We start from the raw sequence: 18,927 nt of genomic DNA, 5'->3' as shown, positions 1-18,927 counted from the left end.
AGCAAGGTCGTTGTAACTGACCTCAATAACTTCTTTTACCATCCTAGGTTATCCTCGTTTTCAGGTTCTTGTTTTTGTTGTTCTCTTGGGCTAGATGCTCTTTTTCGTTCATTCCCATGTAGCTGGGCAAGCTGAACCGGTGATATCTGAGTTGCCGGAAGAAAAATATCGATTTGGTCTATAACGTCTAGCGCTTGCATAATAATAATCATGGTTTCGAGTGAGCATTGCCCATTCTCAGCATTGGCTATCTTTTTACGGGTTAATCCTACGTCTTTAGCGATTGATGCTTGGGTCTTGTTCGCGTTAAGGCGGTAGGTTTTTAGCCTTTCACCAATCACAGTGGTGATTGCAGGTGCTGTCATGTTTGAATAATTCATATCAACCCTTTAATGTTCTGTTATACGTACATTATAGGTTAAAAATCACATTAATGCTCTCTAAATGGAACATTAATATGATTTAACTTAATGTTCCATAAATCATCCGTTAACGGCTTGAAGCACCAGTAATGTTCCATATATGAACCATTATTTTAAATGGTGAACGATGGTGTCAATATAATTTTATACATTATTCACAATGGCCTAACCCTGTCGTTTATTCTGCTATTTTACACCCCCTTACATCTCTTACGTTTCTTACATTCATTGTGTTGATGTGCCATATTTAAGTGTGTAATGTGTTAATAATCAAGGATACGCAGAGTATTAACCTACACTTTATGGTTATAAAAGATGTAAATATAATTCTATTGAATATGGAAAAATAAGAGAACTTCGATGAACAATCAAAACCTTAGCAATTTAGACAATGCTCAATTAACTTATGGGGATAATCTAAACCAGATTCAGATGGTCACCAACATGAATACCGGCTTTCGTGGTCCAAGGGGTCTAAATCGAACTGAAGGTGTTAATGTATCTAAATTAGATAACTGGATAAAGTGTCTATCAGATAGAGGTGGTGTGCTAGCTGAAAGGCCTTTGGCTACTTACACGTTACCAGGGTCACACGATGCCTTGACCTATAGGTTTACGGGTGGGGTCATCAGGAGGCTCGCGAGAGGAGGGACGGTCACTCAGGAGTTGAATCTTACCTCTCAATTTAATGCAGGGATTAGATACTTTGATATCCGTGTCGGGGTTAAAGGCGGTAAGCTCATTGGTGTTCATGGTCCTATCAACTTACTGGGAGGCGATATAGAGTCTGATATTACTAATCTTTTAATATTAGCAGTACAGAACAAAGAGCCAATCGTCATTAAATTTGATTATAAGGGCAAAGCCTATTCTATCGTTAAAAAGATAGTGACAATGTTCTCTAAAAGTATCATGCCAACTTCTGAATATTGGAAGGTTGGCGTCGGTGATTGTATTCGCCAAGGTAAAGTATTGTGTTTATTTCACAAGATTAAATCGAAGCAAAAAGAGACATTTAAAGATGCCTCTGAAATGTTTGGAGACTACTCTAAGCACAAGGCTGGCGGATTTTCAAATAAGCACTTTATGAAAGGGCACAGAAAGTACCTTGAAGACTTAGTAGATGAGGCTTATACGCTAGATGAAGAAAGACTTAAAGTCATGTCTTTCAATATACCTTGTACCCCTACAGGCGGCTATACTGCGCTTGGCGTTGCTAACTTTTTTCTCGGCTCGATTCCGAGCAAACTATGCCTAGCGGCACAAGTAGCGGTAAGAGTGAAGCGTGAAAATCGCTGGTTGGGCTGTTATGAAAGTGTCTCTAATATAGAGCAGCGTGAGGTTGTTAAAGATATAAACTTAGGCGTTGTACAAAAACTAACTGATGCGGTTGATTCGTGGTATTTTATGGAGGAAAAAGAAAGCAATCCGATAGAGAGTGCCCTTCACGGAGAGAAGGTGAGTCAACATATTGCAGGTGCTGTAGGTATGGATTTCGTTGGTCGTAAACGGCAGTTAATTCTAGAGCTTATCGAGTTGAACAATCGAGATTACTAAATAACCTAAGTTCGGAATAAGAAAAGATAATTTAAACTCAAAGCTAGCTCTACGATTAGATCTTTCAAGCAAGAAAGTACAATCGTAAGGAGCTAGCTTTGAACAAATAGGGCAAGTTTCATATTGAGACTACCCATTAGTCTTTTAACTTTAATCTATCTATAGCCTTTGTAAGTAATTTCATCATTGTGAAAGCCTATGTCACGTCTCATTTCACTGAGTAATTTAAGCATTTTGGCGCGGAACACTTCAAATTCGAATTCATCGATAGTACTAAATTGTACTTGCGAGTTATGGATGTAATCGACTAATTCGGTGAACTTATCAAATACATCACTTGAAGCAAATAAAGCTAAGTGTGCAGAGACCTCTAGTCTTTCTTTATCAAATTGGCTTATATCATCAAGACTTAATTTTCCTTCTTCAGGAATTTTGGCCGTTAGGTCTGTTAATGGTTTTAAGACTGTTTTATATAGTTCCAGTTTTCGGTAATCACTGTCTTTTTTAATACGAGTTAACTCTTCTAACTTACTTTTGTGAGTCTTTATTCTTTTATTGGTTATTATATTTGAGCATATAGCCCAGAGCGCAGCTAGCAAGCTTATAATAATGGCGGTTTGTCCACCTACATTAGATATGAATTCTTGAACGTCCATTAATATTAACTCCAATACACTGTCATAATTTAATATTACATTATAGCCAGCCTGAAACATCTTGCTAGCAGTAAAAAAGGATAGGGGTCTTGTAACAAACGTTTCTAAACTACAGTTAAAAGTCAGGATTTTACGGGGGGAGGTATTTAACTGTATATAAACACAGCGTTAGTTGAGGCTCCGTAAAATCGAGACTTTGAAATTATTATTAACAATAAAATCAATAGTATAGACATTTCACATAATACTACGTTAAGTCTGAAAACATGAAATTTCTAACGGTGGCAATCCTGACACCTCTATCTGGGCTTATTACATCACTGCGCATAATAGAAACGTGATTATGTTGAATAAGAATCCGTTTGCAATACTGGAACAGGCAGACAGGCCGCAAAGCGGTATTTATACATAATCCGAATTATGCGAATTGATTATTAAATTATCTTATCTTATGTATCGAATAGGTAATTCTTTTTTTAACCAACTGCTAATGTCTTCATCACCGTTAAATAGTGGAGAGTGCTCCACTATGCGTTGAGCATTTTGGTGTTCAGGGGGGTATTCAGAGCCCATTTCAAAAGAGTATAGCTCTAAAATTATATGAAATGCGTTTGATGTTATGCCAATAAGTTGATTTTCATCATTATCAAGCGCGTGCTCTAAGTCTTGTTTTAACTCTTTTAAGTGAAATGTTTTAATCAGTCTATTTAAATCGATTAGCCACTGCTCCAAATCTTTTTCAGAGGGGTTGGCGTCAATAATTAACTTAGTTATATTATTGACGCAATGTCTAAATCCGTCTAAATTCTTCTTGCTTATATTGTAATTACTTTTTAAGTAATCAGGCCATAATTCATCATGTATGCGTTTTACTGTGTTTTTTTCATATGTTTTCTTGAGTATTGCACTGTTTTCAACAAACAATTTGAATTCATCTAAGTGCCTATAGTAACAAGAGATATTATTTTGATACGTTGAAATTTCAATTTGTTTTGCGGTCTGAGCTGAGCGATGAATGGCAGCAACTATTGCTAATAAGGAAATGGTTACAGCTACCGCTGAAAGTGGGACCTTTAAAATATTAAACACTAAATCATTAAGATCTATGCTATTTGTTAAGTGGGGCCATTGAACGCAAAAAAATACAAACGAAGATATTGTTCCAAGCATGAATATAATTTTGAAGATCGCTAGTTGGTGTAGACTTTGCTCGGGTTCTACAAGATAGTTTTTCTTTGTGTGCATTTTGTAAAACATTCCTTTGATGTTAGGTGGCATTATTTTTAATAATCTACTCTTAATAAAATTAGAATCTAAAGAGTGTCTTTGTTCTATGCAGTAATATCAAAGCCCTAAATTACGCCATAAGGTTCTAAATTTGATTCGGCTTAGTTATGTGTTCTACATACTCATTATACCGCAAAGTAGTTATAATGAACCTAAAATGGCGCATTAAATACAACCTTGTTTAATGAGTCATAAATCAACCATTAGGCATGATTAACGCTATTAATGCACCGAAAACGAATCATTATACACAATCATTCTTATGTCCAACCTTAACATTTAAACGTCTTATCAGCATAAAAAAAGGATAGGGAGCTTGTACCAAATATTTCTAAACTATAATTAAAAGTCAGGATTTTACGGGGGTAGATATTTAACTGTATATAAACACAGTGTTAATTGGCGTTCCGCAAAACCGAGACTTTAGCGTTATTATTAACAGTTTAATCAATAGCATAGCTATTTTACGTGACGCTACGTGAAATCTGAATCAGTAAGTAACATCCTAGTTAGTAAAATTAACGTAGGATCGATTCAAAATAGCATCTTAAATTCCAATTAGTATATTTAGAATTAGATTGGTTCAGTCATATTGATCTAATTCGCATTGAATGATGCCAGGTAAACAAAATCATATTTAATGGTCAGTTAGATTAAAGCAAAATTATTACCAGGCTAAGAACTGTAAATCCAAACTTAGCTAATCGATTCCTAAATCAAAAACAGACAAGTGATCACAGAATCTATTTATTGATAATACAAATCTATAATGAGCGCTGTGTAAATCACGTTGGTAATCACAAGGAAAGCTAACTTAGATTTTACGTAGCGTGCGTTATTGTTATCACAAGATATTGATGACGGTGATGAACGAAACTTGATGGCTATGCAAAAATATTCACGCGCTTAAAAGAACTCGAACATTTGAAGTCAGCTAGGTAATTTTAATAATCAAACCCGAAAATAACATGCGCGCTCTGTGAAATCTGCTGTAACTATAGTGGCAAAACATTTCAGATTTCACGTAGCGCACGGTAATTTTGTAGTAAATAGAATGGTTTGAACAGAATAATGGCTAATGAACATGACATTTCTAACGGTGATAATCCTGACGCCTCTAACTGGGACTTATTACAACACTGCGCATAATGTATATTATGTTAAATAGGGTTTGTGGTGATCTGAGATAAGACCCTATTTGATGGCCGGTTGTATTATTTGATAGGCAGTGACAGTTTTAGATGTTGTCAATTTAACACTTGGGTTATTTACCATAAAGTATATGATATGCATCTAAATGATTTGATCATATTTTATCCAAAATATGATCAAATCAAATATCTTCACACATATTAAAACACCAAAACATAAAATCCCCGTTAACTAACGAGGATTTTAGATTTAGACTAACTTATTGGCAGGATATTTCGTCCCACAGGTTGTTAGAAACCGCTGGAGTATCCCAAACGCCAGGAGCATTTTTAGCAATAAAACACTTACCTATATTTGTTACCTTGTCACCGCTGGCTACTTGAGACACACCATCTTCCCAAATAATGAAATTAGTTGGAGATGAATCAACTGAGGTCGCAGTTACTGGACTGACTGTTACAGCCTTAATGAATAACCATGGTCCACCTGCGCCAGGTAAATCACCTTGTGTCCACCACTTACTTTCATAGATAGACTCTTTATAACTAACTTGCTCACCAGCCGAAGCATAAACTTTACTGGCATCCCAAGCCGCTACACCACCTGCACCGGGATCTGTCGGTTCAGTCGGTATAGTTGGCATTTCACTGTCAGGTACTATACGAACTTCAGGCCAACCTGCATGAGAGCCAAAGAAGTTTGTGACACATTTTCCATAATCACCTGGGACCAGAGCTGAATAAGCAGTTTGAAAGCCAACTAATTCACACTCAAAGGAAGCGCCACCTGGACGGTCCGCGTAATATTTCCAGTTACCATCCCAGTTTGTGTAAAGCACATCAGTTGCGCCATTCAGATTAATACTGCCGTAGGGTGTTTGTTGAAAACATGTATTTTTTTCATCAGACTCAAGAAGGATTTGGTAGTGTGCTGATAACCCTTCCCAGTAACGAATTCGATTAACTGGCTGTCCTTTAGTTTTGTTTTGCTCTCCACACTCAATCCCGCCATTGATAACGTTGATTGTGGTACCAAAACCATAAGTAATTCCGGCATCTGCTTCACGCTGTGACGGAGACCATGTTCGGTCAATAACATGCAACATTGCTGGTTTTGGTGCTTGTGGAGTTAAAAAGAACCAAACAGCAGACGCCAAATTTAACCAAGAATCAGCAACTATACTTGGATTATTTAACAATACAGTCGCATCACCGTCGTACATGACTTCAGAGAACATGCCATAGTTAAAGTGGTAAGAAAGTTGTTTAGCACCACGACCAAAATAACCTTGTCCTGCAGAACATGGCCAACGGGCATTTTGCCAATCGTTCTGACCACAACCTGTCGTGTACCCTTCTTGACCTTCAGACCAACCCATCTCACGAACGTGTACAAGCGCTTGCTGCCACTCTTCTAAGGCTTGCGGGTTGTCTGAGATATTGTCTTTAGCAATATGCCCACCCGTTTCTTGTGAAAAATGAGCAAATGCAGTAATGATTGATTTATTACAAATTGCATCTGAGTTACGGCCATCTGTGTATTCACCACAGAATGCAGGAAACTTACCAACAGCACGTAATAAACGAGTATAGGTATATTCAGGAGCGGCCATCTTCGTTAAGAAGTCCCATTCAGTTTGTGGGAAAACACGTTCTAAGCGTTTAACATTGTCTGGATTTGAAACTAAACCAGGTTCAATAACGTCGACCACAGCGTTAGGTTGTGTGCGTAATGCTTGAGCCCAAATATCATACATAGGGTCTAATGTTTTAGCATCTTCTGCAGCTTTAACTTCTGATTGAGAAACGATAAATCCGGTTGGATTCAGTGGGTCTTCTTGTGGGTTCATTGCATAACTGTTGAGTACAACACTATAGCCTATCAAAGTAGATAGAAATGTACGTTTAAACATGATTTATCCTTAAATAATGCCAATCCTAGGCATATATCCATCATTTTTTGGTTCATTGAAAAAACCAAAAATCCATTCCGGAAAATATCTAATTATTTGAATTAAGCGAAATAATCAACTCAATATTTTCTGGATGATGCATAATTATCACAACTAAATATCATGTCAATAATTGTATTATCAATACCTTGCACGTGATGGGTTATCACAAAAAGGTCCGATCTGTTAGAGGTGGTAACTGATGTGACTGCCCTTTTCTCTTTATTAACTTAACGCTCTCATGCTTGATTAATCGTGTTGGCTATCTATTTTTCTGCCTTACATAACATGCGCTATTTAAGATGAGCCAACTTAGCTTGTACCTAAGTTGGCGATGTCATTGCAGACACCTATCATTCTCACATTATCGTATAGGTAAGAGTATTTTGTCTGCCTACAGGCTCATTAGCGCCGGCTATTTGAGTAAAGATCGCCATACCATATTTATCCGTTAAGCATTTGAAGATAACTGTATGTGAGGGTTTGTTCAGTGGTTTTGTTTCGTCACCCAAATAGATACCGACACCATTTTCATCGTCGAGTACTTTATAAGTATAAGATCCAGTGAAAGGACCAATTTCTTTATTAAGAAATTCGTTAAGATAACGATCTGTCGTATAGGTAACTTTCGATATAGCTCCTGCATTCGGATTCGTTGCACTGTATTGGGATTCAACATGATTGATCAACGTCATATTTTCCAAACTATTGGGCACGCTACAGCTTGCATAAGTAAACCCTGAAAAAATGACGGGGAGACATAATATTATTTTCTTAAACATTAACGTTCCTAATTGTTGTGTTAAAAATAGAATTATTGATAATACCCAACAATGGGTATTTCGTCTAGCCAATTTATTATGAGTGCTCAAGGTTTAAAAGAAATGAATAAGGGTAAAGATGATGTGTTTACACACTACCCCTTTTGACTATAATGCTTAGTCACAAAATTACAAAATAGCTAATGTTTTAAAAGGGTTAAAATCGATCTACGTTTAAAACGGAACCAATAACTGGACAATTAATTACACATACTTCAGCTGCAAATGAATGCGCACAAATTTAAAAAGGATAATACATGTTAAATAGAATTACAGCTCTTTTCCCGCTATGGGCACTTTTGGGGGCTATTTTCGCCTATGCTCAACCCGACCTTTTGATTCCTTTCAAAGGTTATATTGTTCCATTATTGATTATCATTATGTTATCCATGGGGTTAACACTTAGTTTTCGTAATTTTATCAATGTGCTTACGTATAAATATGCGGTTGGTGCTGGAGTATTACTACAATTTACTATTATGCCTTTGGTCGCGTTAATGATTAGCTTATTTATGGGTTTGGATGAATCTCTGATGATAGGTATGGTATTAGTTGGAACTGTAGCAGGTGGAACTGCGTCGAATGTAGTGTGCTATTTGGCTAAAGGCGATGTTGCTTTATCTATCACCATGACGGCAACGTCAACACTGCTTGGCGTCGTATTAACCCCCTTATTGGCAGAGTTATTGATTGGCCAAAAAGTAGATATTCCAGTGGCTGTGATGATATGGAGCCTAGTTAAAATTGTATTATTACCTGTGAGTATCGGTTTGCTAATAAATCAATTGATAGGAAGTAAAATTACTCGTATTACTCCTGTATTACCTCTTATCTCTATGCTATCGATTGTCACCGCAATTATGATTATTGTCGCACTTAATGCAAAACAATTTGCACAGCTTGGTCCCTTGATTGCACTTGCTGTTGTTTTGCATAACAGCATTGGATTATTGCTTGGGTATATCTGTTGCCGTTTAATGGGATTCAATAAAACGATTTGTCGAACCATTTCATTAGAGGTCGGATTACAAAATTCGGGGTTAGCGACCGCGCTGGCGATGAAATTCTTTACTCCGCTGGCAGCTTTACCTGCGGCTATATTTTCTGTGTGGCATAATTTATCCGGTGCATTATTGGCTGGATACTGGTCGCAGCGTGAGGAGACACCTCCTACCCCGTGTAATGATAAGGGATAAATAACGCGATCTCTGGTAACAGGTAGATAATCAAAACCGCCAATAAAATGAGTATGAAAAAAGGAGTTACACCTTTAGTTATATCGATTATTGGGCTGCCTGTTACTGCTTGTATCGTAAATAGGTTTAAGCCGACAGGTGGAGTAACCAGAGCGCATTCAATCATCATCACGAATAATATCGCGAACCAGATAATATCGATCCCCATTAGCTGAATAGTGGGCAGTAATACAGGCATCATCATCAGCAGCAACATGGATATAGACTCTAGAAATAAGCCGATAATAAGCAGGCTAAAACAAATTGACAAGATAAATGCTGGAGGGGTACTGAATGATTCGGTTAATGTTAATGAGATACTTTGTGTAGACGTTTTCTTGATCTTATCTAAAGCTGCATGTTCTTTTTCCGCAATATTCCCACGTAGCTCTTTTTCTACCTGATGTGCAGCAACCGTTAATATTTGTTGCTGTTTAGGTGTAAGACTGAGCCAGAATTCATCATTAATGAGTACAACAAATTATAATGCTCTTAAACATTAACGTTCCTAATGATTGTGTTAAAAATAGAGTGTTTATAACAGCATTTATAATGCTGATTTTGTACTGTCGGCCTTTTTTACAAAAAGGTTCATAAAATATTAAGTTATGCTTCAACCATTTGTTATTACTATTATTTAATTTTTGGTGTGTTTATTGCTGCTCTATTAAAGTGCTATTGCTATAAGCAACAAAATACGCTTACCAAAATAACTAAAAGATATTAGGTATCAATAAGGAATGCATATGAATATAAGAATGTTGAAAACCAGTTTAGCTGTCTTATTTTTATCTATGAGCAGCTTTGTTAATGCGGGATTGCTTGACTTAAACACCTGGACACCTACCTCTGGAGGAACTTGGACCGTAGATGGCACAGGAACAAGCGTTTTACAAACCACAAACGGAGATCCAACTTTCTTTCTTAGTGACTCGAACTATATAGATAGTATATTTGAGGGCTCTTTTGGAGTTGAAACTACAAGTGACGACGACTATATAGGTTTTGCTTTCGGGTATAATAATAGTAATGATTTTTTACTTTTTGATTGGAAGCAAGGTACTCAAAACTCTTCATCGTGGGGATATGCTCCATCTGGTTTTACGCTGTCAAAAACTAGCGGTCCAAATGTAAATTATTGGGATCATACAGGTTCAGATATAACTGTCCTAGCATCTGACTATGATCCAAGTAACGGATGGGCAGATAATACTGTTTACGATTTCACTTTAGACTTTACAATGACTGGAATTAAAATCGGTATTGATGGTACGAATATCTTTGATGTGTCAGGGAGCTTTAATACAGGCAAATTTGGTTTTTATAACTTTTCTCAATCACAGGTTCGCTATGCAGGATTCGAGGAAGAAGTGAGCCCGTCAGTACCTGAACCATCTTCAATCGCCATTTTAACATTAGGGATAATATTACTAGCATCTAAGAATTTGTGTAGACTACAAAGGAAGAGAGATGAGTAAACATCTAATTTAACGTATAATAAAGCCGCGTTTGTCGCGGCTTTATTTGATGATTATGAGCTTAATTATTCAACCAATGCTGCAATATTGCTATTAGTTCGTCCACAACTACAACTAACTTGACTATTTTCTTCTGATGTCATGCCTTCGCTTTCAAAATCTTGCACTGCAGACGTCGTTTGATAATTAATTTTTGATACTAGATCTTGATGATTAGAGAATTTCACATCTTTATAAGTGAATACATCGGCACCTGGAAATACAAAACTTTCAAATGTCTTAGTTGGTATTTGTTTAAGGTGTGTATCGACCAATTTCTCAGCTTCTCTTTCGATATCGTGGACTAAATCAGATACATTACCGAACGTATACCAAGCTTCATCAAAATTAATATCATCAGGTTCATTTTTCGTTGTCGATTTATGCTTTACTTTAATCTGGCCAGAATGATCAACATAAAGCTCATGCTTTTCTGTGATCGTTTTATTAATGACTTTGCCCTTTCCTACCGCATCCATATGTTGAACTGAAACATACATTGTAATATTTTGTGTTACTGTCACTGTATTCCCATTGACAGACAAGCGACATTCATAATCAGAATTAATTGTTAACTGACCATAATTAACAGTATATGGGAACATACTAATATGGACTTTCATTTCATCCGAATCTTTTCCTCTATACTTAACAATAAGCAGATCTTCACCTGTCTTTGGAGTGAGTATTTCTGTTGGTTTCTGATTGCTAGCTAACTTCCATTTAAAAGTCACATCCCCAATAGCAAAAAAGCCGCACTTTACATCAACCGAAGGTGCAATCATACTTGATGATGCTAAAGGAAGAATTAGCCCTTTGTAAAACGTAGTAATGGTATCGCGACTCACAGCAATCACACCATTATCCTGTACTGCCTCTTCTTCATTAATCCAATTCCAGTCAAGCGTAGCTGGTGCAGGTAACTGATGATCACCAGTTACACACATATAATTGAATGTAGAGAGCGCTTTTTGAGCCGGTGTTGGGTGTACAACAGGTAAATGTGTACTCTCATCAACATATTTTAGACCCGTTCTTTGTACGCCAGTTAATTTTAAACTCGAGTTATGACGATTATCTGCGGCACTAAGAGAAATAACAGGCTCTCCATTATCTTTGAGAATTTTATCATAATGGGGCTGAGCATATTTCTCAATATAGATCTCCATCATTTCACTGACCCCTTCAATGCCTTCTATCTTTTGATATTTAGCATTCGTCAAATCAAGGTATAATTGTTCTAAACTAAAGGTGCCCTCTTCTAATTGATTTATCTTCTCAAGAATTGCATTTTTCTGCGCTGGACGATTATTAAAGTATATTGTGTTTAACGCTGGATCAAGATTCATTGTTTCTAGATTTACGGTTGTAAGTAGTCGCCATGCTTGATTCTTTTCTTGATAATTAATATTAAAAGAATCTTCTATGTATGCACCAGTGACAATTTCAACGACTTTGAACTCAGAAAATAATAAATTGCAGCTCACTGTCGCCGAATTATCAACAAAAATTTCAATGATGTCTGGTATATCACCCGCCTCCATGTCTGGCAATCCAGGTATCATCTGAAGTCCACCGACAAATTTAACCCCAAGTAAGGCCTGTACTCTGCTGTCTCCAAATTCAATACCTTCAGGAAGCTCAAAAGGATTTATGCCTGATTCTGCTATAATATCATCTAATGGTTTTATAACCGGATGACCCACTTCCACTGAAAACACAAAACAAATATATTTTGGTTCGGCTTTTATCGTTCTCATGTATCGTTTTAAATTTGCATTAATACTTTTTTGTGTTGTTGCAACCATTACATCAAACTTATAATCAGATAAATTAGTATCATTTGCACTCATAAAAATATCCTTATTTTAACTTAAATTAACAATTAACAAGCAGCAATGCTGTTAACGTGGTTTTTTTATATCAGAAATAAGATTACTAAGAAATCAAAAATATATATTCAATATGATTGTTTTCTTTTAAATAAATAACCATAATTAATATTGGATATAATTGAAATCAAAAACCAACCAAAACTGTAAGTCACTGTTTAAATTGTGATTTTAGTCATAATTAAGTTTACTTTAGTTAATGAGTATCACGTTATTCTATATATAGTAAATGGCCCTCCTCGTCCGAAATTATAGAAGATGAGTAATACCAAAGGCATTATAAGTGATCAATAAATTTGGCATAAAAAAGCCCGCTCATGTGAGCAGGCCTTGGCTTCATACCGTAAAGAAATGCTAACTAACCGCACTTAATCGTTTGAATTCACTCAGGCGATTTGTACCTGGGTTAATAACTGTTTTAATCACAGATAATGACTCCGCATAATGATTAGATTGGTCTGCAATAATACTTTCAGACACTTGTAAACCACTAGCTACTGCTGCGGCAATAGCCATAACAATAACGGCCAATTCTTTCGTTTCTGTTTCTGGATCATTAACGGCAAGCGCATAACATACACGTGCCACGTAAGTTTCAAGGTTACAGGCTTCATCAATAACAGCAAGTGTTTTATCTATACTTTCATCTAGTTGAGATAATTCATAAAAATGCCATGCAGTACAAGCAAGAGCCGGTATAACAAGTATGGCATCAACAATCGAACCAGCTGCACGAGGATCACCTGGTTTTAGGATTTTAATACCTAAATTATCTGGTGCACCAAATTTATCTTGAATAGCACTATTAAAGGCCCCCTTAGATAACATCCGAAGAATAAGCGTTAAATTACTCACCCACTTGACTGCTGAATTTTTAATTGGATGCTTAGGCACTAATTGATTGGTCACCCCTGTAACAGCACCATTAAATATAGCCAAGCCAGCTGAGTATTTACCAAATTTATTTCCTGTTGCATTATTTGCTTCTAATGCGCTAATAAACACAGAGATATAATTAGTAAAACCAGCAATAGCACGACCAGCAACAAATACACCTTTTTTGGTCTCATCTGAAATGTTAATAATGGCTGTCGGTTTATCACAAATAGAACATATACTTGCTTCTCTATTAAATCCTTGCTGTAGGATCTCTAGATTTTCAGCGTGAATCAGGAAGTTTGTTTCCTCTGAATCGACAAATGGGGCTTTATTATGTGTTATTTTATAGGTGACAGTATAAGCAACAGCAGAAATCCAGCTTAATATATCTAAGATAGAAAATGAGCCTAGGTTTAAAATATCTGAAATAACAGGAATATGGAACTTTGTTTCCAGCATGTCAGTGATAGAACCCATACAGAAAGCCATAATGTCAAATAACACACTGACAACCAAACTCGCCGCGCTTAATACACTATTTGCTAGGATACCAATTAAACGTTTAAGGATGTCACTAAGACTTAATGAATGTATATCTTTGATTAACGCCCATAAGTTTGTTATTACTTCATTGAAATCATCTGCACTATTTTTAAGTTCATTATGTAATTCCTTAATTAATTTCTCGAGTGAATTAGAACAAAAGTTGGCCGTTTGTGGTACAGACACAATATCGATATTATCAATATTATTGTTAAAATGATGTAATAAATGCAGTGAAGCCGCTGTATGCTGTTTGAGAGGATCTTCTGCTTTATAATCTGTAGGATAAGCAGCGATTGGTCCTAGATTATTCGACCAACTATCGTACTGAGACCATTCATCAATCTGCTCTTTAACCTTATCTATTTCTTTATTGAATTGTTGCTTCATTGTACCAATATTTTGGACTTGATAGTCTAGAAAACATCGAGACAAATTATGTATCACGTCTTTAGTACGTTTAATGTCATCCCATTCAAAAAGAAACTTAACAAAAGCAATAACGTCTTCTACAAAAACTTTAATTGCATCAAACACCCACTCGAATGCTTCAAATACGGCTTCAACAGTATCAATAACAGCATGATATATTTTATCACCAATGGTTACGGCGAAATACCAAATATCATGTGCAGCATTTCGAACCAATTGGATGACGGCTTCTACACCTGATTTTAACCAGTTAAATATATCACCAATCGATACACCAAAAATATTAATATTATTCGTGCTAGCTAATTGATTAGTATATTCTACGGCATTAAATGGACTCGCAGTGCTGCTCTGATAAGAACGTGATTGTAATTGGGCGGCCGTTTTGTTCGATACATCTTGATAACAGGTCGTAATAGCCTCTACGCTTGCAGCGGCTAATTTTAAACTGTCATAAGAAACATCCTCTTTGATAAGCGGACTTATTGTACCGTCTTCCTGCTTAATTGTTGCACTTCTTAACTTATCTACCGTATTAAGGGCTGCAAGTTTACTAAACGCCTGATCCATCGGGTTGATAATAGAGAGTGATGACTCATTTGTCTCTACCGTGAACGTTGTTGCATTGAGCAAGCCTTTTATAGGCTCTACAATGGTAACAATACCCAGCTCATCAGTTGTTAATCTTATTTTACGATCGTTAAAAACATAGTACAGTCCATTAATGTAAACACTGCATGGTGCACTTGCACTCAAAGATAATTCTTTTTTATTACAAGGTTGACCTTGCTTGGTAGATAATTTTATCGTTGTGGTATATGAGTCAAATGATATTGCTTTAGCGCCCTTTTGCACTGGCAGTGTTATATCGGCCGTTTGCCATAATGACGAATGAGGTGAACGTGTTATTTTTTGTATGTGACCATTACCCGCCGCAAATATTGTATTACCGCCATCGACACAGTTAATGTATGCAGATATTTTCTTAATACCGAATAAAATAGGAACAGGTAGGCTCCAGGCCGCAGGGTTATCAAGTTTTGAAAAATCACAAGAGGTGTAATAAACTTGTTTGCTACCATTTAACCCCCATAGCGTTATCCTTTTATTTTCACTGTCACTCATCGCGATAAGTTTACGTGTATCAGACATAATTGGGTATTTAATCGCGAATTTACCTGTCGCGTCTTTACCATGATTGGAAGGTGAAAAATAATATAATGTGTCATTACCTATTGTAAATAAATGAGAATTTTCATCCTTTTGTCTCTTTATTGATGCTATTGCATCAGGCTGCACTTCGCTTGGTAATCGAAAGTGTGTTGAAGGCGCCGTATCTTCAGGGCTGTATACATCAATCACAGGTGTATAGAAAAATTGAGGACTGTCAACTATATGTCCAATTGTATATAAACCATCAACGGAATCTTTGTCTCTGTGACCCCAACAGCTTGTATATTTATCTGTTTCTAAATCAACCGCTAAATTATGGAGTTTCCAGTAATAATTTGTTTTAGTGTCAACATCAATATAGAAACGTCGAACGAGTTCAGCTTTATCAGTCGGATCACGGACGATATCTACAACTATGTATTCCCTACCACGTCTCGTTTCACAGAAAAGTATATCCACGATATCTAAACGTGATGGTTTAATATCTGTTTTAGGATTATCATATTTGTATTTAATCCAGTCAGGCGCATTGGCCCAGTAAGTTTCTGTATTTGAATTATTTAACGATAGATATAAATGATCCCCATCTTGCGCTGTGATGACCATAGCAATACCAAATGAACCATTAGCCGCACTTTGGCCTACAGCAAAAGTATCACACACAGCAGTGTTATCATGCGAAAAGTCTCTTTCTATTATGACACTACTTAAATCTGTTTTAGTCCAACCAGATACTGATTTCCCACTATCTTCTTTGATTAAATTTAACCCCCCACCAGTACCAATAGAAAATAACAGTGATTGACCTGTACTTGTTTGCAATGCTTGAAACTTTTCTTGTGGTGATATTATTTCGGCATGTAGATAGTTAACCATTACTTCTGAAGATGATTCTATTTCTACACTTTCTTGCGACGAATGAGGTATACATGTCATGCTGCCAGAATTAGGCTTATTTTCTTTAACTGCATTAGCATAGTAAATCCATCGATGTGATTTAGAATACAGGTGCTTCGGAACCAGTTTAACCAGTGTATAATCAGAATAGATAAGGAGGTTTTTATTATATAATGATTGAAAATCTTCTAATGAAATATTCTCAGGTGTGTCAATAGTTACCTTTATTCCCATCATAAAGCCGGCTTGATATAAGGCTTCAAGTTCAGGTCCATTAACATCAATATTTTCATCTAATTCGAATGGATTAATACCTGTTTTTTGGATTAATTTATCTAATGTTATTGATTTAGGTTTATTACTGTTTTTATCCACTAAAAAACAAACATTTTTAACAGGCTTATTAAATTGCTTAATATATTGTTCTAATATCAACGGCTTATTTTGAGCGTTTATCGCGGTTACGAGTTCCATATCAACATTGACAGAATCGTTTAACTTATTTAGTTTCATAATAATACAAATCCTTTGTCTATTAATTTAATTGTTCATTAATTTAGTCTACCGTTGCGACTATATTGCGACTGCCGCGTTGACCATGACAATTGCAATGACAATTTTCTTCTGATGTTGTGTTTTCAACTTCAAACTCTTGTTCAGCAGAAACTGTCTTGTAGTTAATATTTGATACTAAATCTTGATGCTCAGAGAACTTTACATCTTTATAACTAAATACATCACCACCTGGAAATACAAAACTTTCAAATGTTGTCGTTGGTATAGTCGTTAGCCTTGTATCTACTAATGCTTCAGCCTCTTTTTTAATATCCTTGATTAAATCGGTTACATTTCCGTAAGGTATCCAAGATATATCGAATTCAGTTGTATCAGCTTCATTTTTTGTTGTGGATTGATGTTTTACTTTAATCTGACCTTCACTATCAACATAAAGATCATGCGTTTCAGTGATGGTTCTATTAATGATGGTTCCGTAAGCGGAATCTGCCATATGCTCGATTGTAACGTTAAACTTCATATTTTGAGTCACGATGACAGTATTACCACTGACTGATAATCGACATTCATAATCTGAATAAAGCGATAATGCACCATGATTTTTAAAAAAAGGCAATAAAGGATTAACAACAGGTACAGTCATCCTATCTGATGCCTCCCCGTGGTATTTTATAATAAGTAGATCGCTGCCTGACAGCGGGGTGAGAATTTCTGTCGCTTTTTGACCAGATCTAAAATTCCAATCAAAAACAACATCACCAAGATTAAAAATGCCACATTCCACATTAACCCAAGGTAAGAGCATACTATTTCTTGCTGTAGGGATAATCGCATTTTTGTAAAATTCGGTAATAGTACTGCGACTAATTGCGATAACGCCATTATCTTGTACACTTTCGGATTCTGAAATCCAATTCCAATCGATTGACGTAGCTGCCGGTAAATGGTGGTTACCTGTTACACACATATAGTTGAACGTAGCGAGATCTTTTTGGGTTTTACTTGGATTATTAACAGGTAAAAGTGTGTCTTCATCTAGATATTTTAAACCTGTTCTTTGTACACCCGTTATATTTAAACTTGGCTTATGCGTATCATCTGTAACGCTAAGAGATATAACAGGTTCTCCATTTAACTTTAGTACCTTATCATAATGAGGTTGAGCATATAGTTGGATGTAGAGTAGCATTTCCATACTTAGCCCTCTGGCACCTTCTATTTTTTGGTATTTTGCGTTCGTTAAATCAAGATATAATTGCTCTAGGCTAAAGGTATCGTCTCCAAAATGACTTATTTTATCAAGAATTGCCTTTTTTTGTTGAGGGCGCTTATTAAAGTATTTTGTATTTAGATCGGGTCCAACCTTCATTGCAGCTAGATTTACGCTTGTACACAAACTCCATGATTCGTCCACACCTTGTGATATAATACTGATTGTACCTGATATGCCATAAGCACCAGGGTTAAGGTCAATTGTTTTAAATTCAGAATACAATAAATTACATTGAACCGTCGAAGAATTAGTCGCCGCAATTTCAACCATGTCAGGTATCTCACTCGGCGCCATATCTGGTAACCCTGGCTTCATCATAATTGCCGCCATAAACATATGCTGGTAAAGCGCTTGTACATCCGGATGCTTATAATCAACGTCATCAGGAAGATCAAAAGGATTAACACCTGATTCGTTTATCAGCTCATCTAAAGGTTTTAGACATGGTTTTTGTTCGACGGGATCCATCACAAAACAAAGATATTGTGCTTCAGCATCTAACCCTTTTAAATATCGCTTTAAATTTGCATTAATACTTTTTTGCGTTGTTGCAACCATCATATCAAAGCCATAATTAGATAAATTAGTATCTTTTGAACTCATAAAAATTTCCTTATTTTTATTCACTTAAAAAGCTAACAGCACCAATACTGTTAACATTAAAATTATCTTATCTCAGAAATAACAGAAATAATAATGTTGAAAATATTAAAAATTTATACTT

General features: G+C 36.0%; 12 protein-coding genes and 1 pseudogene. 3 read left to right on the top strand and 10 right to left on the bottom strand.

Going from position 1 to position 18,927, the window contains the following annotated elements; all coding sequences use genetic code 11:
- Positions 1 to 35 precede the first annotated feature (35 nt).
- The gene (locus tag HWV02_RS11530) at positions 36 to 380 is read right to left on the bottom strand and encodes a helix-turn-helix transcriptional regulator (RefSeq protein ID WP_249185529.1); all 345 of its coding nucleotides are present in this window, start codon (positions 378 to 380) and stop codon (positions 36 to 38) included.
- 402 nt (positions 381 to 782) lie between these two features.
- On the opposite strand from HWV02_RS11530, the gene HWV02_RS11525 reads away from it, so the two are divergent.
- A complete protein-coding gene (locus HWV02_RS11525) occupies positions 783 to 1,979 on the top strand; it encodes a hypothetical protein (RefSeq protein ID WP_211687833.1) in 1,197 nt (398 codons plus the stop codon).
- Between the two features lie 155 nt (positions 1,980 to 2,134).
- Here the strand turns inward: HWV02_RS11525 and HWV02_RS11520 are convergent, their stop codons facing one another.
- From HWV02_RS11520 to HWV02_RS11505, 4 genes are all read right to left on the bottom strand, one after another.
- Complete coding sequence (locus tag HWV02_RS11520) at positions 2,135 to 2,635, bottom strand: hypothetical protein (RefSeq protein WP_211679873.1); 501 nt, start codon at positions 2,633 to 2,635, stop codon at positions 2,135 to 2,137.
- 444 nt (positions 2,636 to 3,079) lie between these two features.
- Positions 3,080 to 3,880: a hypothetical protein gene (locus HWV02_RS11515; protein WP_211687831.1), complete on the bottom strand. Its 801-nt coding sequence runs from the start codon at positions 3,878 to 3,880 to the stop codon at positions 3,080 to 3,082.
- A 1,453-nt stretch (positions 3,881 to 5,333) separates the two neighbouring features.
- Positions 5,334 to 6,986 carry a chitinase gene (locus tag HWV02_RS11510; protein WP_211687829.1) on the bottom strand — a complete coding sequence of 551 codons (1,653 nt, stop codon included), beginning with the start codon at positions 6,984 to 6,986 and terminating at the stop codon, positions 5,334 to 5,336.
- 398 nt (positions 6,987 to 7,384) lie between these two features.
- Entirely contained in the window at positions 7,385 to 7,807 is a 423-nt protein-coding gene (locus HWV02_RS11505) for a hypothetical protein (RefSeq protein ID WP_211675544.1), read from the bottom strand.
- A gap of 296 nt (positions 7,808 to 8,103) precedes the next feature.
- Here HWV02_RS11505 and HWV02_RS11500 point away from each other — a divergent pair, with 296 nt between their 5' ends.
- Complete coding sequence (locus tag HWV02_RS11500; RefSeq protein WP_211687827.1) at positions 8,104 to 9,042, top strand: bile acid:sodium symporter family protein; 939 nt, start codon at positions 8,104 to 8,106, stop codon at positions 9,040 to 9,042.
- Here HWV02_RS11500 and HWV02_RS22850 read toward each other — a convergent pair.
- Both HWV02_RS22850 and HWV02_RS23010 read right to left on the bottom strand, forming a co-directional pair.
- Entirely contained in the window at positions 9,017 to 9,352 is a 336-nt protein-coding gene (locus HWV02_RS22850; protein ID WP_255550290.1) for a TRAP transporter large permease subunit, read from the bottom strand. The genes HWV02_RS11500 and HWV02_RS22850 overlap by 26 nt on opposite strands.
- Positions 9,353 to 9,448: 96 nt before the next feature.
- Positions 9,449 to 9,505, bottom strand: a pseudogene (locus tag HWV02_RS23010) (hypothetical protein); the annotation flags it as partial.
- 322 nt (positions 9,506 to 9,827) lie between these two features.
- On the opposite strand from HWV02_RS23010, the gene HWV02_RS11490 reads away from it, so the two are divergent.
- Positions 9,828 to 10,559 carry a PEP-CTERM sorting domain-containing protein gene (locus HWV02_RS11490; RefSeq protein ID WP_211687825.1) on the top strand — a complete coding sequence of 244 codons (732 nt, stop codon included), beginning with the start codon at positions 9,828 to 9,830 and terminating at the stop codon, positions 10,557 to 10,559.
- Positions 10,560 to 10,624: 65 nt separating this feature from the next.
- On the opposite strand, the gene HWV02_RS11485 is transcribed toward HWV02_RS11490, so the two are convergent.
- The 3 genes from HWV02_RS11485 to HWV02_RS11475 all read right to left on the bottom strand — a co-directional run bounded on the left by HWV02_RS11485 (position 10,625) and on the right by HWV02_RS11475 (position 18,806).
- Complete coding sequence (locus HWV02_RS11485) at positions 10,625 to 12,451, bottom strand: hypothetical protein (RefSeq protein WP_211687823.1); 1,827 nt, start codon at positions 12,449 to 12,451, stop codon at positions 10,625 to 10,627.
- 393 nt (positions 12,452 to 12,844) lie between these two features.
- On the bottom strand, positions 12,845 to 16,927 hold the full coding sequence (locus tag HWV02_RS11480) for a hypothetical protein (protein ID WP_211687822.1): 4,083 nt from the start codon (positions 16,925 to 16,927) through the stop codon (positions 12,845 to 12,847).
- Between the two features lie 43 nt (positions 16,928 to 16,970).
- Complete coding sequence (locus HWV02_RS11475; RefSeq protein ID WP_211687820.1) at positions 16,971 to 18,806, bottom strand: hypothetical protein; 1,836 nt, start codon at positions 18,804 to 18,806, stop codon at positions 16,971 to 16,973.
- Positions 18,807 to 18,927 lie beyond the last annotated feature (121 nt).

Source organism: Moritella sp. 28 (genome assembly GCF_018219435.1).
GTDB lineage: Bacteria > Pseudomonadota > Gammaproteobacteria > Enterobacterales > Moritellaceae > Moritella.
This window is presented reverse-complemented; position numbering and strand designations above follow the sequence as displayed.